Origin of the sequence: Paenibacillus sp. CH40 (genome assembly GCF_024213605.1) — a bacterium.
Classification (GTDB): Bacteria; Bacillota; Bacilli; order Paenibacillales; family Paenibacillaceae; genus Paenibacillus; species Paenibacillus polymyxa_B.
In genome coordinates this window covers 301,035-321,072 of record NZ_JANAVQ010000002.1, presented here as the reverse complement: position 1 = coordinate 321,072, position 20,038 = coordinate 301,035, and the positions used below count along the sequence as shown (strand labels likewise).

The 20,038-nt window shown below is 46.2% G+C and carries 22 protein-coding genes; all 22 read left to right on the top strand.

Annotated elements, in window-relative coordinates; all coding sequences use genetic code 11:
* Window positions 1–15: 15 nt before the first annotated feature.
* The 22 genes from NLX73_RS07905 to NLX73_RS07800 all read left to right on the top strand — a co-directional run bounded on the left by NLX73_RS07905 (window position 16) and on the right by NLX73_RS07800 (window position 20,038).
* Window positions 16–1,476, top strand: a complete 1,461-nt coding sequence (locus tag NLX73_RS07905) for a flagellar hook-length control protein FliK (protein WP_254325829.1) — start codon at window positions 16–18, stop codon at window positions 1,474–1,476.
* A gap of 19 nt (window positions 1,477–1,495) precedes the next feature.
* Entirely contained in the window at window positions 1,496–2,029 is a 534-nt protein-coding gene (locus NLX73_RS07900; protein WP_254325828.1) for a flagellar hook capping FlgD N-terminal domain-containing protein, read from the top strand.
* Entirely contained in the window at window positions 2,026–2,406 is a 381-nt protein-coding gene (locus NLX73_RS07895) for a TIGR02530 family flagellar biosynthesis protein (protein ID WP_061831868.1), read from the top strand. Before NLX73_RS07900 ends, NLX73_RS07895 begins: the two co-directional genes overlap by 4 nt.
* A gap of 103 nt (window positions 2,407–2,509) precedes the next feature.
* Entirely contained in the window at window positions 2,510–3,319 is an 810-nt protein-coding gene (flgF, locus tag NLX73_RS07890) for a flagellar basal-body rod protein FlgF (protein ID WP_250268101.1), read from the top strand.
* Between the two features lie 60 nt (window positions 3,320–3,379).
* Window positions 3,380–3,604 (top strand): flagellar FlbD family protein, encoded by a 225-nt coding sequence (locus NLX73_RS07885; protein WP_014281086.1) that lies wholly within the window; start codon window positions 3,380–3,382, stop codon window positions 3,602–3,604.
* Window positions 3,601–4,074: a flagellar basal body-associated FliL family protein gene (locus tag NLX73_RS07880; RefSeq protein ID WP_023988194.1), complete on the top strand. Its 474-nt coding sequence runs from the start codon at window positions 3,601–3,603 to the stop codon at window positions 4,072–4,074. The genes NLX73_RS07885 and NLX73_RS07880 overlap by 4 nt, the downstream gene beginning before the upstream one ends.
* A 43-nt stretch (window positions 4,075–4,117) precedes the next feature.
* A complete protein-coding gene (gene fliM / locus NLX73_RS07875; RefSeq protein WP_029516998.1) occupies window positions 4,118–5,116 on the top strand; it encodes a flagellar motor switch protein FliM in 999 nt (332 codons plus the stop codon).
* Entirely contained in the window at window positions 5,106–6,401 is a 1,296-nt protein-coding gene (fliY, locus tag NLX73_RS07870; RefSeq protein ID WP_254325827.1) for a flagellar motor switch phosphatase FliY, read from the top strand. The genes fliM and fliY overlap by 11 nt, the downstream gene beginning before the upstream one ends.
* 29 nt (window positions 6,402–6,430) lie before the next feature.
* The gene (locus NLX73_RS07865; RefSeq protein ID WP_010346372.1) at window positions 6,431–6,796 is read left to right on the top strand and encodes a response regulator; all 366 of its coding nucleotides are present in this window, start codon (window positions 6,431–6,433) and stop codon (window positions 6,794–6,796) included.
* Between the two features lie 12 nt (window positions 6,797–6,808).
* Window positions 6,809–7,342, top strand: a complete 534-nt coding sequence (locus NLX73_RS07860) for a flagellar biosynthetic protein FliO (protein ID WP_023988197.1) — start codon at window positions 6,809–6,811, stop codon at window positions 7,340–7,342.
* Window positions 7,339–8,094, top strand: a complete 756-nt coding sequence (gene fliP / locus NLX73_RS07855; protein WP_013309901.1) for a flagellar type III secretion system pore protein FliP — start codon at window positions 7,339–7,341, stop codon at window positions 8,092–8,094. Before NLX73_RS07860 ends, fliP begins: the two co-directional genes overlap by 4 nt.
* A gap of 37 nt (window positions 8,095–8,131) precedes the next feature.
* The gene (fliQ, locus tag NLX73_RS07850; protein WP_007430038.1) at window positions 8,132–8,401 is read left to right on the top strand and encodes a flagellar biosynthesis protein FliQ; all 270 of its coding nucleotides are present in this window, start codon (window positions 8,132–8,134) and stop codon (window positions 8,399–8,401) included.
* A 10-nt stretch (window positions 8,402–8,411) separates the two neighbouring features.
* Window positions 8,412–9,197 (top strand): flagellar biosynthetic protein FliR, encoded by a 786-nt coding sequence (fliR, locus tag NLX73_RS07845; RefSeq protein ID WP_254325826.1) that lies wholly within the window; start codon window positions 8,412–8,414, stop codon window positions 9,195–9,197.
* Window positions 9,197–10,309: a flagellar biosynthesis protein FlhB gene (flhB, locus tag NLX73_RS07840; RefSeq protein ID WP_254325825.1), complete on the top strand. Its 1,113-nt coding sequence runs from the start codon at window positions 9,197–9,199 to the stop codon at window positions 10,307–10,309. The genes fliR and flhB overlap by 1 nt, the downstream gene beginning before the upstream one ends.
* Before the next feature lie 23 nt (window positions 10,310–10,332).
* Complete coding sequence (gene flhA, locus NLX73_RS07835; protein ID WP_016820963.1) at window positions 10,333–12,366, top strand: flagellar biosynthesis protein FlhA; 2,034 nt, start codon at window positions 10,333–10,335, stop codon at window positions 12,364–12,366.
* Window positions 12,363–13,805, top strand: a complete 1,443-nt coding sequence (gene flhF, locus NLX73_RS07830) for a flagellar biosynthesis GTPase FlhF (protein ID WP_254325824.1) — start codon at window positions 12,363–12,365, stop codon at window positions 13,803–13,805. Before flhA ends, flhF begins: the two co-directional genes overlap by 4 nt.
* Window positions 13,802–14,689: a MinD/ParA family protein gene (locus tag NLX73_RS07825; RefSeq protein ID WP_250261647.1), complete on the top strand. Its 888-nt coding sequence runs from the start codon at window positions 13,802–13,804 to the stop codon at window positions 14,687–14,689. The genes flhF and NLX73_RS07825 overlap by 4 nt, the downstream gene beginning before the upstream one ends.
* Window positions 14,690–14,719: 30 nt before the next feature.
* Window positions 14,720–16,264, top strand: a complete 1,545-nt coding sequence (locus NLX73_RS07820; RefSeq protein ID WP_254326046.1) for a chemotaxis protein CheB — start codon at window positions 14,720–14,722, stop codon at window positions 16,262–16,264.
* 33 nt (window positions 16,265–16,297) lie between these two features.
* Window positions 16,298–18,394, top strand: coding sequence for a chemotaxis protein CheA (locus NLX73_RS07815; RefSeq protein ID WP_254325823.1), 2,097 nt, complete (start codon window positions 16,298–16,300; stop codon window positions 18,392–18,394).
* 62 nt (window positions 18,395–18,456) lie between these two features.
* Window positions 18,457–18,918, top strand: a complete 462-nt coding sequence (locus NLX73_RS07810) for a chemotaxis protein CheW (RefSeq protein ID WP_235308130.1) — start codon at window positions 18,457–18,459, stop codon at window positions 18,916–18,918.
* A 3-nt stretch (window positions 18,919–18,921) separates the two neighbouring features.
* Window positions 18,922–19,548, top strand: coding sequence for a chemotaxis protein CheC (locus tag NLX73_RS07805; RefSeq protein WP_023988204.1), 627 nt, complete (start codon window positions 18,922–18,924; stop codon window positions 19,546–19,548).
* Complete coding sequence (locus tag NLX73_RS07800) at window positions 19,541–20,038, top strand: chemotaxis protein CheD (RefSeq protein ID WP_010346358.1); 498 nt, start codon at window positions 19,541–19,543, stop codon at window positions 20,036–20,038. Before NLX73_RS07805 ends, NLX73_RS07800 begins: the two co-directional genes overlap by 8 nt.

Genomic DNA, 20,038 nt, shown 5'->3' with positions numbered 1-20,038 from the left:
GGAGGTGAAAAATAAATGACCCTTATTTCTCAAAGTGTATCGCTCGGCTCCAGTCAGACAGCTAGCAGTACAACGGCCTCAACAACGACTACAGCGACAGCTGCTGGAGCAACCACGGGTGCTTTTAATCAAACACTTACGCAAATGATGACAGGCGGGCAAACGGGCTCAGCAGGCACAGATGCGAACGGTTCTCCATTAGTTATGGTACTTCCGCTTATTGCAACTGGAGAATCCACGGAAGCTCCAACCGAGCCGCTGGCCGAAACACTGGCTCCTTTGCTGCAAAATCTTGAAAAGCTGGATGATCAAGTAGCTGTTGATCCTGCTCTGCTTGCAACTCTGCAAGCGTGGATTCAGCAAGTACAACAGTTTTTACAAGGCGACGGAACAAATCAACAGTTAAACGGTGGAGAAACGACAGAGGCGACAGGCTTAACAGCTTTGGCAGCCAACCCGGCTACTCTTCGATTTGCATTACAGGACGCTTTGTCACAACTTGCCAATGTAGCAGAGCAGGCTTCTGGAGACCAAAAGTCCCAGGTGGCACAGTTACTACAATCGCTCCAAAGCGCAACGGCAGGTACGGGAGCTATTTCCGATGAGCAGTGGAATGGTCTAATGAAAGCTGTGGAACTTGCTGATGGTGGGGATTCACAAGCAGTTCAGCCTTATGCAAATCGAGCAAATGGTACTCAGCCCGTAGCTACAGCGACTACAGACAAACAGGTTGTTGCTTCTCAGCAGCAAGCAAGTCAGGGTGAAACTAATCAACAAGGTTCAGAAGGGCAACGTTCATCAACTAATATTCTCGTTCAGTCTGCAGTTAAGACGACTGTAACAGATGAAGCGAGTGCATTCGTAGATGCAACTGAGCAAGCGGATTCGACAGCAACTGACAATCAGACTCCAGTGATCACGACTGCGGGACAGCTTTCGGTACAAACACAAGGAACAACACCTTCGGCTCCGGCTCAACCAGTCGTACATGTACGGCAATTTGCCAAGGAGATGACCGAATTTGTAGTGCAGAAACTTGACATTGTAAAACACACTGGTTTGACGGAAGCGACTATCATGCTTCGTCCAGATCATCTGGGCCAGCTGGAAGTTAAGTTGACAATGCAAAATGGTCATCTGGTTGCCCAGTTCATGACTGAGCATAGCGGAGCGAAGGATTTGCTGGAACAGCAAATGTCGCAGCTGCGTTCGAGTCTCCAGAGCCAAGGTATCCAGGTGGATAAGGTAGAAGTAACGCACAATGAGTCGCTTTCCTCCCATATGTATCAGGATGGACGCGGATCTGGAGCTAATCAGCAGCAGCAGCAATCCAATCAACGTTCCAAAGCTCGTGGTAGAGAAGAGAGCGAAGATGCTATGAAGGTAGCTGAAATGGCAGAGGAACTCCGTAACTGGACAGCAGAACAACGTGCAGATGAAATAAATCGGACAGGCTCCTTTACAGCACAAGCGTAATGATGGAGGTGAGAACACAATGACGACGACAGACAACAATGTATCCACCAGTAACGTCTGGCCGAATTACAATGTGAACAATGTCAAAACGGCGAGTGCCAAGGATACTAAAACGATGGGTAAAGATCAGTTTTTGAAAATTTTGATCACCCAGCTACAAAATCAGGATCCGATGCAGCCTTTGGAGGATAAAGAATTTATCGCTCAAATGGCCCAGTTTTCCTCGGTGGAACAACTGATGAACATTTCTACGCAGTTGAATGCATTGGGACAGTCTTTAGGTACAGCCTCCGGTTTGATAGGAAAAGAAGTCAGCTGGATTGAGGCAGGTAAAAAAGACTCCATTACAGGTGAAACAGGTGCGGGTACAGTGAAAACTGGAATCGTGGATTCCATCGTTATTCGTGACGGTGTGCAGTATGCCAAAATGGGAGCGGCTGAGGTGGCATTAAAAGATGTAACATCAGTGAGCCAGGCTAACACAACGACTCCCGCTACAGATACATCGGATACTTCATCTTCTTCCTCTACTGGAAGCGGTGAGAATTCATGAATGACAGAATAACGGTCGGACGCCTTTTTCCCGCCAACGTGCCCCCGGCAGCAATCTCAAAAAACCGAGTAAATTCGGTATCGAAGGATGCCAGACCGTTCGGTCAGGTGTTACAGGATCAGGTGCTCAAGCTGAGCAACCATGCAGCCAAGCGTCTGGAGCAGCGGGGAATAGAGTTGAGAAGTGACCAAATGGCGAAAATTAACTCTGCTGTGGATAAAGCAGCTGCCAAAGGCGCCAAAGAATCACTGATTTTAATGCAGGATATGGCTTTGATTGTAAGTGTACCTAATCGAACAGTTGTTACCGCGATGGATAAGAAATCCATGGAGGATAACGTATTTACGCAGATAGATAGTGCTGTAATTATTTCATAAAAATGTATACGAAGTGGCTGGCCCGAATAGGAAAGCCATGAAAAAGCCGCGGATCGACTGATGCGGTCAACTAAGCAACCAATCAGAGGAGGATTTATACTCAATGTTGAGATCAATGTATTCAGGTGTATCGGGCATGAAGGGCTTTCAAACGAAGCTGGACGTTATCGGTAACAACATTGCAAACGTAAATACAACAGGCTTCAAGTCCAGCCGAGTGATGTTCAAGGATATCTTGAGCCAAACGAGTTCAGGCGCAAGTGCACCAGACGGAACAACAACCGCCGGGCAAAATGCCAAGCAGGTAGGTTTGGGAGTGTCGGTCAGCTCAATTGATACACTGCACCTTCCAGGTAGTGCAATGACTACGAACAACCCAACGGATTTACGTATTAACGGTGACGGATTTTTCCTGGTCAAAATGAATGATGCACAGGAAGTTCCTTATCTAACTCGTGCGGGTGATTTTCACGTAGATGCGAACCGAAACCTGGTTACTTCTGATGGATTTTTCGTAGGAGATGCGGGTGGAGATCCCATCACACTTGCTGACAATGTTACAGCGTTCTCCATCTCGCAGGACGGTACAATTGTACAACAATTGGATGACGGAACAGTTGATAATGGCACGCAAATCGGATTAGCCAGAGTCACGAATCCAGAAGGTCTGGAAAAAATCGGAGGGAGCTTGTACCGTACTACGGTCAACTCCAACATTGATGCACTTGAGCCTGGAGCAGCCAACTCAGAGGGGCGTGGAGCTATCATCTCAGGTCAGCTGGAAATGTCCAACGTTGATCTGACAGGCGAATTTACCGAAATGATCGTAGCTCAGCGCGGATTCCAAGCGAACTCGCGTATCATTACGACCTCGGATGAAGTGCTTCAGGAAGTTGTAAACTTGAAACGATAATCTCATTTAAACGCGGAGGAGTAGAGGCTCCTCCGCACCTATCAGGAGGTTGGTGTTACGATGATCCCGTTAACGCGGCTGAACGGCTCGCCTATGTGGCTTAATGCGCTGCTCATTGAGACTGTGGAGGAAACACCGGATACATACGTCACTTTGGTGACGGGGAAACGGTTGATTGTATTGGAAAAAGCGGCAGATGTCGTCTCCTTGATCAAGGGTTACAGCCGTGAAATCGGCATACATGCCGCCACGATAAAAGTGCAACAAATGGAGGAAGACGAATGAAGAAGATGCTGCCATGGCTCATTACAATTTTACTCGCGATTACTTTGATTGCAGGCGCGGCCTTTGTACTTATACCAGCGCTTAGCGGGAAGAAGTCGGAAGTCATACCGAATGCGCAAGCTGCTCAAGCAGAACAACTTCCAAGATTGTCAGCAGATGAATTGGTGGAAGTGAGCTCTGAAATTACCGGTATCAAAACGAATTTGGCAGACGCAGATTACATTGTCCAGATGAACCTATCTTTTCAATTGAACGATGCCAAAGCAAAAGAATCTTTTGAAAAAATTAAAGACATCAGTATTAAGCCCATCGTTATTCAATTGCTTGCAGACACCAAACCTGATGAGCTCAGAACGGCTAAAGGCCGGGACCAGTTCAGTGACAAGCTGACGGATCTCATCAACAAGTCGCTCCCTGAAGGTCACCTGGGGAACGCCAAAATTACAGACTTTTTGCTGGCAGCCATTTGATTCCAGGTGAACTTGTCAGGAACACGTAAGGGGGTGAATAACATTGGTGGATGTACTGTCACAAGGGGAAATTGATGCCCTTTTAGCAGCTCTTTCGTCCGGTGAAATGGATGCGGAAGAACTTAAAAAGGAAGATACCCAAAAGAAAGTTCGCGCTTATGATTTTAAAAGAGCGCTTAGGTTTTCCAAGGATCATATACGGAGTCTGACGCGGATACACGAGAACTTTGCGCGGTATCTGACCACATATTTTTCAGCGCAGCTTCGTACTTTTGTCCAAATTAATGTCGTTCAGGTGGAGCAGCTTCCTTATGATGAATTCATTCGCTCCATTCCGAAAATGACCATTTTAAACATTTTTGAAGCTGAACCGCTGGAAGGCCGTATGGTGCTTGAGGTTCACCCGAACGTTGCTTATGCCATGTTGGACAGGCTTCTCGGAGGAACAGGTTCGGCACCGTCAAAGGTTACTGCGTTGACCGAAATCGAGACGACGATCATGGAGCGAATTTTCAGCCGTACCTTTGATAGCCTGCAAGAGGCTTGGAAAACGGTACTGGACATTGAACCGCGCCTAGAGGCGATGGAAACGAATCCGCAGTTTATGCAGATTGTTTCGCCCAATGAAACGATTGCTCTGATTTCGCTTAGCACCAAAATTGGTGATACCACAGGGATGATTAACCTCTGTATCCCGCACGTGGTATTGGAACCCATTATGGCCAGACTGTCCACGCACCAGTGGTTTACATCCGAAAAGAAATCAAGGGCGCCCGAAGAGATCGACGCCTTGAGATTACGGGTCACCAAAGCAGAGCTCCCTATTATTGCGGAGTTGGGTGAATCCCGGATAAATGTAGCCGAGTTTCTGGGTCTTTCGGTAGGGGATGTCATTTCATTGAACAAGCCTGTCAAAGAAGGACTATCCATCCGGGTGGGCGAGAAATTGAAGTTTATGGGAAGTCCCGGGATGGTAAGAGATCGTGTTGCCGTACAAATTGATGAAATTGTCAACGAAGGAGTTGAAGAAATTGACGAGTAAAGACTATTTGTCCCAGGAGGAAATCGATGCCTTGCTGAAACAGTCTGAAGCGGGGACGGATTCTACTCCCGCCAACAAGACCGTTGACGATTTTCTGACTCCTCTGGAGCAGGATGCTCTCGGGGAAATCGGTAATATAACGTTCGGCAGCGCAGCTACGGCTCTTTCCACACTGCTCGGTCAAAAGGTGGATATTACGACACCTAAAGTTTCAATTATTACCCGTTCTGAATTTGAAACTGCATTTCCAAAGCCACACGTAGCTGTACATGTAAATTATGTAGATGGATTCGAGGGTATTAACTCACTCGTAATCAAAAAGCGTGATGCACAAGTGATAGCGGACTTAATGCTTGGTGGTGAAGGTAACCCAGCGGATGAAGAATTGAATGAAATTCACATCAGTGCCGTGCAGGAAGCGATGAACCAGATGATGGGATCATCGGCGACCTCTATGTCTACCATGTTTAATCGTTTTGTTAATATCTCTCCACCGGGGATTGATATTTTGGATCCTATGCACGGTGATGGAGTATCTAGTCTGCCGGATGAAGAAACGCTCATTACAGTATCCTTCCGGTTATTGATCGGGGATCTTATTGACTCTACGCTGATGCAACTGTTGCCTGTTAATTTCGCCAAAAAAATGGTGAGCATCCTAATGAATGGCGGAGAGGATGAAGAACAACCGCAAGCGTCCGCACAACAGGTAGCTGCAACAGCTGCTCCCGAAGCGCCGCAACAAGCTAGCGTTCCGCAGCAACCGCCTGCACCAGCCTATCAACAGCCACCTGCAGCCGCGCAGGCGCCGCAAGACGCAGGCTATGGGCAACAACCGCCAATGTATCCTCAAGACCCGGGATATGGGCAGCAGGGCGCTCCAGGCTATGGAATACCAGCTGGTGTACCGCCGCAAGCTCCTTACGGAACGCCTCATCACTACGGCGCAGTACCGGGACGTAATGTAAATGTACAACCTGTACAATTTTCTAACTTGCAGTCCGGTGCATTTGCGCAAGTGGATGAAAACAATTTAAATTTATTGATGGACATTCCCCTTAGAGTCACCGTAGAATTAGGAAGGACCCAAAAGCAAATTAAAGATATTCTGGAGCTCTCACAAGGTTCAATTATTGAACTGGACAAGCTTGCCGGGGAGCCGGTGGACATTTTGGTTAACAACAAACTGATTGCCAAGGGCGAGGTTGTCGTAATCGACGAGAACTTTGGCGTGCGTGTAACAGATATTGTAAGCCAATGGGACCGTATTCAAAAATTACAATAAAAGCATAATTTAGGGAGGATTTATTTCAGATGGCAAACCGTATTTTGATCGTGGACGATGCTGCATTTATGAGAATGATGATTCGGGACATCCTGTCCAAAAATGGATTTGAAGTAGTAGGAGAGGCCCAGGACGGATCACAGGCCATTGAAAAATTCAAGGAGCTTCGTCCGGACCTGATTACGATGGATATCACGATGCCTGAAATGGACGGCATTGCCGCTCTGAAGGAAATCAAACAAATTGACGCGAACGCAAAGGTTATCATGTGTTCCGCGATGGGTCAGCAAGCAATGGTTATTGATGCCATTCAAGCTGGCGCAAAAGATTTTATCGTTAAGCCTTTCCAATCGGATCGGGTTATCGAAGCCATCAACAAAACACTGGGTGTGTAAGGCGCACCCAGTATGGATACACAACAGGGTGCCTCTGACGCATTGAGTACATCCAGCAATATAGGCAACATTGCCTGGGTCCTTTTCGTGCTAATCTTTATCATCGTACTGATCGTGTACTTGATACGGTTTTTGAGTAAAAGAAATCAGAGCTGGTTCAGCAACCGCTCCGTTCGCATACTGGGAGGCGTGGGACTTGGTCCCAATAAATCCCTTCAGCTTGTTGAAGTTGGTAGCAGTGTGTACCTCATTGGTGTGGGAGAAGATATCCGGCTTGTTGACAAAGTATCCGATCCTGAAGAAGTGGAGCAAATTTTGGCCGCACTGGAGCAGGAAGCTTCTCTGCAGCGCGGCCCGATTGCCCCGCTATTCGCTAAAATTGCGGATAAGCTTCGCCGGAACAACGCGGCACAGCAGCAGCCTGAAGAGGAGACATCTTTTCACGAGATGTTTGAATCCAAGCTTCGGCAAATGCCGAATCGCAAGGATAAACTTGAAAAGCTGCGCAATGAGGAGAATACTACAGATCGGTCGGGAGATTCATGAGAAAAAAGATTATACTTGCATGTTTGCTGCTTGTCTTGTTCAGCTTCATTTCGGTGACGGCGGCCTCTGCGGAACCGATTCCGAACATTGATATTCAAGTCGGCAATTCGGACAAAGGACAGCCCGGTGCCACCTCGCTGTCTATTATTTTACTTATTACTGTCATTAGTGTAGCGCCCGCGTTGCTTGTACTTATGACAAGTTTTACGCGAATTGTGATTGTGCTTGGCTTTGTGCGAACTTCGCTGGGAACCCAGCAGATGCCGCCTAATCAGGTGCTTGTCGGACTGGCTTTGTTTCTCACTTTATTCATTATGGCACCGACGTTCTCAGCTATGAATGAAACTGCACTTCAGCCGTATCTCAAGGGGGATATAACACAGTCTCAGGCGCTGGATAAGGCATCGGTACCGATCAAGACTTTTATGTTCTCTCATACACGTGAGAAGGATCTACTACTATTTATGAAATACACCAAGATGGAAAAACCAAAGAACTATCAGGATATTCCACTAACGGTGATGGTTCCGGCTTATGCAATCAGTGAGTTGAAAACGGCATTTCAGATGGGCTTTATGATTTTTATACCATTTTTAGTTATAGACATTGTAGTGTCGAGTACACTCATGGCTATGGGGATGATGATGCTACCACCGGTAATGATTTCACTTCCTTTTAAAATACTGCTCTTCGTACTTGTAGATGGTTGGTATTTGGTAGTCAAATCATTGCTTCTGAGTTTTAACACATGAATACTTCATGCAAGGACAGCAATCAAGGAGGACGGCAATGACTTCGGAGTTTATTATTTCCCTGGCTGGGCAAGCGGTGTACATTGTACTCAAGGTGAGCGCTCCGATGCTGATTTTGGGGCTAGTCGTGGGTTTGATTATCAGTATTTTTCAGGCGACAACCCAAATTCAGGAGCAAACACTGGCCTTTGTTCCGAAGATTGTCGCCGTATTGCTGGCATTGCTTTTGTTCGGGCCCTGGATATTGACCACATTAGTGGACTTTACGTATAACATTCTAGACAATTTGTACAAATATATAGGTTAGGCTGAATGTTATGAACATATTGTTACAGAGTTTTCCTGTTTTTTTGCTGATTTTTTGTCGGATTACCTCATTTTTTGTAGTAGCGCCTATTTTTTCAACCCGAGGGGTACCTAATATCTTTAAGGTTGGAATTTCAGGATTTCTAGCTTTGGTCGTGTATCTTACATATGGTACGCATCAACAGGTACCGACCGATGTATCGTACGTGCTGTTAGTGGGTCGTGAAGTGCTGATTGGGTTGTTATTGGGGTTTACTGCATATCTGTTCATGACAGCGATCCAAACTGCAGGTTCATTTATAGATCTACAGGTGGGCTTCGGAATGGCGAGTGTGTTTGATCCCATGACAGGGGCTTCAACGCCTTTAACGGGGAATTTTAAGTTTGCCATTGCAGTATTGTTCTTTTTAAGTATAAATGGGCACCATCATCTGCTAAATGCTATCTTATACAGCTATGATTGGGTACCGTTGACAAATGATTTTTTTGTAAAGCTGTATGGTGGCAGTGTAACTGAATTCCTGGTACGTTCTTTTGCGGAATCATTTATGCTTGCTTTTCAAATTGCTGCTCCTATTGTAGTGGCTACCTTTTTAACAGATGTGGGACTTGGTTTTTTAGCTAAAACAGCGCCACAATTCAACATTTTTGTTATTGGTGTACCTCTTAAAATTATTGTGGGACTGTTCATGTTACTGCTTCTCATGCCAAGTTTTGCTTTTATATTCGAAAGATTGTTTTCGGTGATGTTCGAATCCATGCGCAACTTGTTGGATATTATGGGTAATCGTCCTTAATGTCTGGTCTGGAGGAACGTAGTTTGTCATTTAAATATGCTATGAACCTGCAGTTGTTCTCAGGGGAAAAAACGGAAAAAGCTACACCCAAAAAGAAACAGGATGCAAGACAAAAAGGGCAGGTTGCCAAAAGCATGGAGTTGCCCGCCGCTGGTGTCTTGCTGGTTACGTTTTTTTGCCTCATGATTTTCGGCGGGTATTTTAAGGACCATGCAGTTCGACTATTTCGAGATATTTTTGTGAATCGGCTCTCTATGGAGGTAACGCCGAACACAACTCTGTTGATGATGGGCGAGTATGGCGTGCAAATCTTGATTATGCTGGCACCTATTTTTATTGGGGCTATTGTCATCGGGATAGCAGCCAATTACATGCAGATCGGTTTTTTATTAACCGGAGAGGGCATTACGCCCAAGTTTAGCAAGATTGATCCGATTAAAGGATTCAAAAATATTTTTTCCATGAGGTCATTGGTTGAATTCCTAAAATCTGTTTTAAAGATGACCATAATTGGTTATCTGGTGTACAGCGTACTCTGGAAAACAAAGGCTGACCTACCCAAACTGGCTGAAATGTCCGGCGATCAGATGTTGAGCTTTACAGCTTCATTGACGATGGAACTGGGGCTCAAAATTGGTGTGGTGCTGTTCGTTTTAGCGGTATTGGATTATATGTATCAACGTTATGAGCATGAGAAAAACCTGAAAATGTCCAAACAAGACATCAAGGATGAATACAAGAAAATGGAGGGTGACCCGCTGATTAAAGGGAAAATTCGCGAGCGTCAACGCCGTATGGCTATGCAGCGTATGATGCAGGAGGTTCCTAATGCAGATGTCATCATCACCAACCCTACGCACTTTGCTGTGGCTTTGAAATATGACGGTTCGGAGATGGAAGCGCCGCAGATTATTGCGAAAGGGCAAGATTACGTTGCGCTCCGAATTAAAGAAATTGCCAAGCAAAACGGCGTAATAACGATGGAAAACAAGCCGCTGGCGCGGGCGCTGTTTCAAAGAGCCGAAATCGGGGATGCGATACCAGCTGATCTGTTCCAGGCCGTTGCCGAAGTGCTGGCGTATGTATATAAATTAAAAGGTAAAGTGAAATAAAGGGATCGGAGGGCTAGAGACCCGTGAAAATAAAAGAAATAACTGTCCTTGCAGGCGTCATCGGTATCGTTCTTATGATGATTCTCCCGATCCCATCATGGCTGCTGGATATCCTACTCGTCATTAATATTTCTATTGCTTTGATGATTCTACTCGTTTCTATGAATACGAAGGAAGCTTTACAGTTTTCTATTTTCCCTTCATTGCTGCTCATTACAACGTTGTTTCGTTTGGCACTTAATATCTCTACAACCAAACTTATTTTAGGTGAGGGACATGCAGGGGAAGTAGTTGCTACGTTTGGTAGTTGGATTGCAGGAGGGCAAATTGCCGTCGGTTTTGTTGTCTTTCTCATTCTCGTGGTCGTACAGTTCATTGTTATCACCAAGGGATCTGAGCGGGTTGCTGAGGTAGGCGCACGGTTTACATTGGATGCGATGCCGGGTAAACAAATGAGTATTGATGCTGATCTGAATGCAGGTTTGATCAATGAGCAGCAAGCCCGTGAACGACGCAGTAAAATCGAACGGGAAGCTGATTTTTACGGAGCGATGGATGGTGCGAGTAAATTCGTTAAAGGTGATGCCATTGCTAGTATTATCATTTTGATCATTAACTTGGTCGGCGGCTTTATTATCGGTATGGCCGTTCAGGGAAAAGGATTTCAAGAGGCGCTGTCGACTTATTCTGTACTCACCATCGGTGACGGACTGGTCAGCCAGATTCCCGCACTGCTCATATCCACGGCGTCAGGCTTGATTGTTACACGAGCTACGTCGGATGGCAACTTGGCAGAGGATTTAACTGGACAGCTCTTTTCTTATCCAAAATTGATCTATATTGTGGCTGCCACAATTGCATTATTGGGTCTCTTCACGCCTATTCATATCATTACAACTCTTCCACTGGCGATTCTGCTGTTTTTCGCGGCTCGAAGAATGCAGGGCAATATGGAACGCAAGCAGATAGCCGATGAACAGCTGGAAGAGGAGCAACAAATTGAAGAAGTCCGTAGTCCAGAAAGTGTCATTAATCTGCTTCAGGTAGATCCAATTGAATTTGAATTTGGATACGGGTTAATTCCGCTGGCGGATACACAGCAGGGCGGGGATTTATTGGATCGGATTATTATGATCCGTCGTCAATGTGCTTTGGAGCTGGGTTTGGTTGTGCCGGTCATTCGTATTCGGGATAACATTCAGCTCAAGCCTAACGAATATGTCATTAAAATTAAAGGTAATACCGTGGGCGGCGGGGAGCTTCTGTTAAATCATTACCTGGCTATGAGTCCGGGATACGACGACGATTCTATTACAGGGATTGAAACGACAGAACCGGCCTTCGGATTACCCGCGCTCTGGATTGATGAAAACACTAAGGATGTTGCGGAACTATCGGGTTATACCGTAGTTGATCCACCTTCAGTTGTAGCTACTCATCTTACGGAGACGATCAAGAAACATGCTCATGAGTTGCTTGGCAGACAGGAAACACGGTCGCTGGTCGACAATCTCAAAGAGAATTATCCAGTGCTGGTGGACGACCTTATTCCTTCTGTGCTTGCGATTGGGGATGTACAAAAAGTGTTAGCCAAGCTGTTGAAAGAAAAAATCTCCATTCGCGATATGGTGACTATTTTCGAAACGCTAGCTGACTACGGTACTTATACAAAAGATCCCGACGTGCTGACTGAATATGTCCGTCAGGCGTTGTCCCGACAGATTACGCAGCAATTTGCCCAACAAGGGGAGACGTTACGCGTTATTACAGTGGGGCCAGGATTGGAGAAGAAAATTGCTGAAAGCGTGCAACAGTCGGAGCAAGGTAGCTATTTGGCTCTTGATCCGGTGTCTACGCAAACGGTGTATCAAAGGATGATGGAGCAAATCAACCGTCTCATTCAATCTGGACAGCAGCCTATTGTGTTAACGTCACCGACAATTCGTATGTATTTGCGGCAAGTGATGGAGCGGACTATGCAGGATGTCCCGGTGCTGTCGTACAGTGAGCTGGAGCCGAACGTTGAAATTCAAAGTGTCGGGGTGGTGAACTTATGAGAGTGAAACGATATGTAGTGGATACCATGCCAGAAGCTATGCTGCAAATCAGGGGTGACTTAGGAACTGACGCCGTCATTTTAAGTACAAAGGAAATGAAGGTCGGCGGTTTCATGGGAATGTTCAGTAAAAAGAAAATCGAAGTGGTAGCTGCGGTAGAGGAAAAGCAACCTCAAAAGCCACGACGGTTTGGACCATCTTCACAAGAGCCTACCCAGGCGGCTTCATCTTCAATGAATGCTCCTGAACAGCCAGAAAAATCATTTATGCCTGTGGTTCCCAGACAAGCTGCTCCAGAAGCTTATCGGCGGGTAACGCAGATGACGGGTGGTTCCAAAGAAGAACAAGCTGAATTAACGAATGATGCAGAACAGGCAGCTTCAGCAACTGAGCATTTGTTATCTAGGCCTGCTAATAATCTGGAGACTATGTCTCAAGTACTTGATCATGAACCATTGCTTTCGAACATGAAATCATCCAGTGAACTGTTTAAACAGCCCATTGAAGTAAGTGTTCCAGAGAAGAGCGGAGCAGAGGAAAATCAGGCTCTGCTTAATGAATTGCGGGAAATGAAGGCTATGATGACTCGGTTTTCCCGAAATTCTTCATTGGAAAGTACTTGGCCGGAGCCGCTGCAAGAGATTTGTGAGCGTGTGCTGGAGCAGGAAGTGGAACGCGATTTACTGGAGTATTGGCTCGAACAGGTATATGTGCGCCGGAGTGAGCATCCTTTTGGGCCTGAAACTTTTGATTGGGAACAAGCCTTTCGTGAGGAAGTGGCCAGTTTTATTCAGACAAGACTGGACAAAGGGATCTCCAAAGATACCAAAATTGTGTATGTGGCAGGTCCTACCGGAGTAGGGAAAACGACAACCATTGCCAAGTTAGCAGCAGAGCAGTTGTTTAAGCATCATCGCAAAGTTGGATTTATTACTTCTGACACGTACCGGATTTCAGCGGTCGAGCAACTGCGTACATATGCTACTATTTTGAATGTACCGCTTGAAGTTGTGCAATCTCCCGGTGACGTCCACAGAGCCATTCAACGGCTGGAACATTGTGACCTGATCCTCATGGATACCGCAGGACGAAATTATCGTAATGAATTACTTGTTTCGGAACTGCAAAGTCTGCTTTCGCCTATTAATGAAAGTGAGACGTATCTGGTACTCAGCCTGACATCCAAAAGCAAAGATATGCTCAATATAACTGGACATTTCAGTAAGTTTGGTCTTGGTAAGGTTGTATTTACTAAGATGGACGAGACAGGTAGCTGCGGTGGAATGTTTAATCTTTTGCATCAATTTCCGATGCAACTGGCTTATATTACCAATGGACAAAATGTTCCTGACGACCTGCTTCATCCCGATACAGAAATGGTGACAAGCATGCTGCTTGGACCCAAAGCATCATCAGGAGCTAACGGAGATTCCATATGAGTGACCAAGCCCAATCACTTAGACAAATGGCTTCTTCCTTGGATAAATATCGATTGCCCCCACGTAATCGTCAAGCCAAAATTATAACGATCACCAGTGGTAAAGGCGGGGTGGGCAAATCCAATTTTACGCTGAATTTTGCTCTGGCTCTGCAATCCCTTGGTCGAAAGGTACTTGTGTTTGATGCTGATATCGGTATGGCCAATATTGATGTATTAATGGGGGCCAATTCACAATACAATCTTCTTCACCTGTTGAAACGTGAGAAATCAATTGATGAAATTATTCAAACGGGTATAGGTGGTTTGCCTTATATTGCTGGAGGATCGGGCTTGAGCGAATTGTTTACGTTATCGGATGACGATCTGAATTATTTTGCCGAAGAAGTAGAAAAAATGGCGGCAGATATGGATTACATTCTATTTGATACAGGTGCAGGTTTATCTAAAGAAAACCTTAAATTCATCACTTCAGCTGACGAATGCCTGGTCGTAACCACACCGGAACCGACGTCCTTAACAGATGCGTATGCGCTAATTAAAGTCGTCAGCGGGTTGCAAAAGAATACGGTATTCAAAATTATAGTCAATCGTGCCGATAACGATAATGAGGCCCGTCAAGTTGCCGATAAGATCGCACTGGTTGCGAAACGCTTTTTGGAGATCGAAATCCCGTTGCTTGGGCATATCAGTGATGATACTCATGTCATGCAAGCAGTCAAAAGGCAAGTACCTTTTATGGTTGCTTTTCCGGGATGTGCGGCTTCAAGAGATGTATTGAATCTGGCACACCGTTTTGCAGCAATGCCACAGATTCCGCAATCAGGTGCATTGAGTGGAATTAAAGGGTTTATGCAAAAATGGTTGCGACGTTCTGTACATTGATTTTGATGAGAGGAAACAGAGGTGTTTAACATGTGTGCTTACCGGGTGCTGGTTGTAGATGATTCGGCCTTTATGCGCAAAATTATTACAGATTTAATTGTAAGGGATGAGTCGTTCAACATCGTAGGTACAGCCGCCAATGGCAAAGAGGCTGTAGAGAAAGTGAAGGAATTGCAGCCCGATTTGGTCACCATGGATGTCGAGATGCCTGAAATGAATGGTCTTGAAGCATTGCCATTGATTATGGCAGCCCATCCGCTACCTGTTATTATGCTGTCAGGCATTAATGAACAAGGCATGAAGGAGACCATCATGGCTCTGGAGGCAGGAGCTTTCGATTTTATAAGAAAGCCTTCCATTGCTCATGCGCAAGATATCGAGCAAGTGAGCAAGGCGCTGCTGGAACAGATGCACACTGCTATGCAAGCAGTGCGGAGCCGCCTGGAGCGCAAGGAAGCTAATGAGCGCAAAGCTGCATTGGAACAAACGAAAAAAACGCCACAGGAAAAGCCTACAGGACAGGCGGTGACTGAGAAACGAGCAGGCAGTCAAGCTTCGACAGACAAGCCTGCTGTTGTTCCGCTTGCTCCTTCACCTGCTGTATCAACTCAGCCGAAGCGTGATGCTGGCAAGTCCGTCCCGGCAGCAGCCAAGCAGGAAACGAAACGACAACAGTCTGGAACATCTGTTACGGCGGGGCGCATAGAACAGCCAGCTGCTCAGCCAAGCAAGTCAGTCCAAGCATCTACTGTTCAGAAGAAGGAAGACTTGTCCAAGGGGATGGGACGAACACCAGGGAAACTAAACAGTTCTAATACGGCCGCTGACAAATCGCTGCATGGTAAGGATAAAGCAGGGCTGGTTAAGCCGGAGCCCCGTAAGACGGTGAGTTCATCAGCTACTCCTATTCCAGCGGCTGCTACGCCTCCAGTAACGGCACCTACAGTTCCTGCCGCACCTAAAGGATTTTCTCTTAAAAAAGGTGTGCATACGTCCAGCTTTCGCAAACTGGTGGCGGTGGGATGTTCTACGGGCGGTCCGCGGGCGCTTAAGACGCTGTTGGAACGCATTCCTGGTGATTTTCCTGCTCCAATCGTTATCGTTCAGCATATGCCGCCAAACTTCACTCGTTCGCTGGCACAACGCTTGAACACGTTAAGTCCACTCCGAGTTGTGGAGGCTGAGCAGGGAATGACGCTGGAGACTGGAACGGCCTACATTGCCCCAGGGGGATATCAACTAAGAATTGTGCCAGGAGCCGGTGGTAAATACACTGTGTCACTGAAGATGGAGGAAGCTCGCAATGGTCACCGTCCTTCCGTAGATACGATGTTTGAATCGTTGCTCTCGTTAACTTCGTTGGAGCGGCATCTAGTATTGCTCACTGGAATGGGGAGCGATGGGGCCAAAATGATGAAAAAGCTTTATGATGCTGGGGTACAATCCACATTTGCTGAAAATGAGGAAACTTGTGTAGTGTACGGAATGCCCCGCTCAGCAGTAGAGTTAAAATGTGTGCGTCACCTTCTGCCAATGCAGGAGATCGCCCCCAAGCTTGTACAAGTTGTGAAATAATCGGAGTGTAACTCATGGAGGAGGTGTCTCACAATGGACATGAACCAATATTTAAACATGTTTATTGATGAGTCGAATGATCATCTGCAATCTCTTAACGAAAAAATGCTTCAACTGGAAAGCAATCCAACCGATCTAGGCATCGTTCAGGTGATTTTCCGTTCTGCCCATACCCTCAAAGGAATGGCTGCTACGATGGGATTTGAAGACCTAGCATCGCTAACTCACCAAATGGAAAACGTTCTTGATCTGGTACGTAACAACAAGCTGGCGATGCATGAATTTATATTCGATACCTTATTTAAAGGATTGGATGCTTTGGAGTCCATGGTGCAGCACATTACAGAGGGAGGCGACGGAAAAGCGGATGTCTCCTCTATTGTATCTTCACTACAATCCATCGTGAGTGGGGATTTCCAAAAGTCCGGCACAAATGCTGCCACTGAGGAGTCTCCATCTAAAAAAGTGGACAAAAACGATAGTGCTGGGCTTGTCTTGGATCAGTTCCAGTATTCTGTACTGGAGCAATCTATTTCTGAAGGACATCGTGTTCACTATATACAGGTAACAATCAGCTCAGAGAGCCAGTTGAAAGCGGCACGTGCCTTTATGGTGTTCAATACGCTGGAAAACTCTGGTGAAATCGTCAAGGCCTATCCGTCGGTACAGGATATTGAGCAGGAGAAATTCGAGCAAAGCTTCTCGTTATATTACATAACGCAGAAAGAAGTTGGGGAGCTGGAAAAGGAAATCGCGGGTATCTCTGAAATTGACACTGTCTCAGTGGTACAACTAGATCAGGAATCGCTTAAACAAATGAGCGAAGTTACTGCTGGACTGGCTGAGGCTGCTGCGGTGCAGGAAGCACCTGTTGCCGTGCAACCACCTGCTCCATCCCAGCCGCAGTCTCCAGCTGCGGCCTCTGTGGCTAAGCCATCAGCAGGTAAAGCGCCAGCAGCTAAGGCAGCTGCGCCTACGCATAACCGTACGATTCGCGTAGATATTGAACGCCTGGATGTACTTATGAACTTATTTAGCGAGTTGCTCATTGACCGTGTGCGGTTAGAGCAGTTGGCAAGTGAAGCTTCCAATCCAGCACTGACAGAAACAGTAGAGCACATGAGTCGTGTGAGCAGCGATTTGCAAAACGTCGTTCTTAAATTGCGGATGGTACCAGTAGATACTGTTTTCAATCGTTTCCCGCGTATGGTGCGCGATCTGGCCAAATCGCTGGATAAAAAACTTGATTTGGTTATTACTGGAGCAGAGACTGAAATGGACCGCACTGTTATCGACGAAATTGGCGATCCTCTGGTGCATTTGCTTCGGAACTCCGTGGATCATGGCATTGAGTCGGTAGCCGACCGGATTGCAGCTGGTAAACCTGAGACAGGAACGGTTCACTTGCGTGCTTTCCATAGCGGAAATAACGTATTCATCGAGATTGAAGATGACGGAAATGGTATTAATCGCGATAAGGTACTAAACAGTGCTATTTCTAAAGGGATTTTGACGGCAGAGCAAGCAGCGGTCATGACCGACGAAGAAGCCTATCAGGTATTGTTTGCTCCGGGCTTCAGTACAGCTGCAGTCATTTCAGACGTATCAGGACGTGGTGTCGGTTTGGACGTTGTTAAATCCAAAATCACCGCTTTGGGTGGTAATGTTACGGTTCACTCTACACTGGGCCAAGGCACTAATTTCTCTGTGCAATTGCCGCTGACCCTATCCATTATTGCAGCCATGATGATACAGATCGGTTCTGAAAAATATGCGATTCCATTGTCCTCCATTGTGGAGACTGCGATCGTCAAGCGAACACAAATTCGTTCAGTACATGGCAATAAAATGATTGCTTTCCGCGATTCTCATATCCCGCTCATCTCCTTGAGTCAGCTGTTCGAGGTACCGGACTTCAATGAAGATGAAGAAGAAGAGACAGAGGTCGTGGTCATCCGCAAGGGAGACCGTCTGGCAGCTCTTTCCGTACAGGACTTTTTGGGACAAAGTGAAATTGTCCTTAAAAATCTGGGCAAATACCTTCCAAACATCCAAGGAATTTCAGGCGCCACGATTCTGGGTGACGGTCAGGTTGCTTTGATCATCGACCCGAATGTTTTCATTAAATAATGTCTTCATCAAAAATGAAAGAAATGTGAAGTTGCTGACATCAATAAGGAGGGTTTTTAGACATGGGAGAAGAAATTAAAGTTATCGTATTTAAGCTTGGTGAAGAGGAATACGGTGTTGAAGTAGAAAAAGTCCAATCTATTGAACGCATGGTGCCGATTACACGGGTTCCAAGAACCTACGATTTTGTTAAAGGAGTATTCAACATGAGAGGCGTAGTCATTCCGGTTATTGATCTTCGTGGCCGGTTTGGATTACCTGAAGCTGAATATACCGATCAAACTCGCATCATTATCGTTGCAGTGGGTGAAATGCAAGTCGGCTTTATTGTTGACTCAGCGAATGATGTTATTGACCTGAATTCTGACAATATCGAGACACCACCGGAAGTGATTGGTGGAGTTAAGGCTAAATACCTTCGCGGAGTTGCTAAGATTGGTGAAGAGCGCTTGTTGATTATGCTGAACTTGTCCGAAGTCCTGAATCGTAGCGAGATGAACCAACTGGAAGGCTTAGAGGATTAACATATGGAAAATCTTGGAAATCTTGAAGACTTCAAGTTGGATGTGTTGAAAGAAGTCGGCAACATTGGCTCGGGGAACGCTGCTACAGCGCTCTCCCGGCTTCTCAATAAGCCGGTCGATATGGGTGTGCCCAAAGTACAAATGCTGCCCTTTGAGGAAATTGCCGAGAAAGTCGGCGGCTATGAGCAACTTGTTGTTGCCATATTTTTTAGGGTAGAAGGGGAAGCCCCCGGGAATCTATTCTTCATATTGCAGCCTCAGGCGGCAAAAAGCTTACTTTCCCGTTTGGCGAATATTCCTTCAGATGATGAGGACAGTTTTAACGAAATGGAGCACTCAGCCCTGTCGGAGATCGGAAACATTTTAGCAGGCTCATATTTGTCTTCGCTGGCAGACTTTACGCGTTTATCTATGTATCCAACAGTCCCTGCGCTGGCGTTGGACATGGCAGGAGCAATTCTCAGCTATGGACTGCTGCAGTTTGGGCAGATGGGGGATGCTGCATTATTGATTGACACATCGTTTCTGGAAGGGCAGAATCAGATAGAGGGTCAATTTTTCCTGATTCCTGATCCAGAATCGTTCGGGAAAATCTTTAGGTCGTTAGGAGTCCCGATGAACGATGATTGAGGATAAAAGCATCATTAAAGTCGGTATGGCTGACTTAAATGTTACCAGTAACCCGAACTCGATTCGCACGACAGGACTCGGTTCTTGCGTCGGATTGACTCTCTACGATCCTCACTTGAAACTGGCAGGTATGGCACATGTGATGCTACCATCCTCGGATATTGCACGTGAAGGGCAACTGAATATTGCTAAATACGCCGATACGGCGCTGCCCGAGTTATTTGAGCGGATGCTGAAATTGGGTGCTGAACGACGCAGGCTGATTGCCAAAATGGCAGGGGGAGCGCAGATGTTCGCCTTTGCCGGTAGTGGAGATACCATGCGCATTGGTCCACGCAATGTAGAATCATGCAAAGAGATGCTCGTAGATCTCGGTATTCCCTTGATTGCGGAGGACACAGGCGGCAATTATGGACGAACGATTGAGTTGGACTCTGAAACTGGCGTTTTGAATATTCGAAGCGTACAAAAAGGTGTAAAGGAATTATAA

Bases quoted from the DNA above. Each gene is read 5' to 3' on its own strand.
- NLX73_RS07815 (WP_254325823.1), top strand. From the start codon at position 16,298: ATGGACATGAACCAATATTTAAACATGTTTATTGATGAGTCGAATGAT.
- NLX73_RS07905 (WP_254325829.1), top strand. From the start codon at position 16: ATGACCCTTATTTCTCAAAGTGTATCGCTCGGCTCCAGTCAGACAGCT.
- NLX73_RS07880 (WP_023988194.1), top strand. From the start codon at position 3,601: ATGAAGAAGATGCTGCCATGGCTCATTACAATTTTACTCGCGATTACT.
- NLX73_RS07865 (WP_010346372.1), top strand. From the start codon at position 6,431: ATGGCAAACCGTATTTTGATCGTGGACGATGCTGCATTTATGAGAATG.
- NLX73_RS07900 (WP_254325828.1), top strand. From the start codon at position 1,496: ATGACGACGACAGACAACAATGTATCCACCAGTAACGTCTGGCCGAAT.
- NLX73_RS07825 (WP_250261647.1), top strand. From the start codon at position 13,802: ATGAGTGACCAAGCCCAATCACTTAGACAAATGGCTTCTTCCTTGGAT.
- NLX73_RS07885 (WP_014281086.1), top strand. From the start codon at position 3,380: ATGATCCCGTTAACGCGGCTGAACGGCTCGCCTATGTGGCTTAATGCG.
- fliP (WP_013309901.1), top strand. From the start codon at position 7,339: ATGAGAAAAAAGATTATACTTGCATGTTTGCTGCTTGTCTTGTTCAGC.
- NLX73_RS07860 (WP_023988197.1), top strand. From the start codon at position 6,809: ATGGATACACAACAGGGTGCCTCTGACGCATTGAGTACATCCAGCAAT.
- flgF (WP_250268101.1), top strand. From the start codon at position 2,510: ATGTTGAGATCAATGTATTCAGGTGTATCGGGCATGAAGGGCTTTCAA.
- NLX73_RS07895 (WP_061831868.1), top strand. From the start codon at position 2,026: ATGAATGACAGAATAACGGTCGGACGCCTTTTTCCCGCCAACGTGCCC.
- fliR (WP_254325826.1), top strand. From the start codon at position 8,412: ATGAACATATTGTTACAGAGTTTTCCTGTTTTTTTGCTGATTTTTTGT.
- flhF (WP_254325824.1), top strand. From the start codon at position 12,363: ATGAGAGTGAAACGATATGTAGTGGATACCATGCCAGAAGCTATGCTG.
- fliQ (WP_007430038.1), top strand. From the start codon at position 8,132: ATGACTTCGGAGTTTATTATTTCCCTGGCTGGGCAAGCGGTGTACATT.
- NLX73_RS07820 (WP_254326046.1), top strand. From the start codon at position 14,720: ATGTGTGCTTACCGGGTGCTGGTTGTAGATGATTCGGCCTTTATGCGC.
- NLX73_RS07805 (WP_023988204.1), top strand. From the start codon at position 18,922: ATGGAAAATCTTGGAAATCTTGAAGACTTCAAGTTGGATGTGTTGAAA.
- NLX73_RS07800 (WP_010346358.1), top strand. From the start codon at position 19,541: ATGATTGAGGATAAAAGCATCATTAAAGTCGGTATGGCTGACTTAAAT.
- flhB (WP_254325825.1), top strand. From the start codon at position 9,197: ATGTCTGGTCTGGAGGAACGTAGTTTGTCATTTAAATATGCTATGAAC.
- NLX73_RS07810 (WP_235308130.1), top strand. From the start codon at position 18,457: ATGGGAGAAGAAATTAAAGTTATCGTATTTAAGCTTGGTGAAGAGGAA.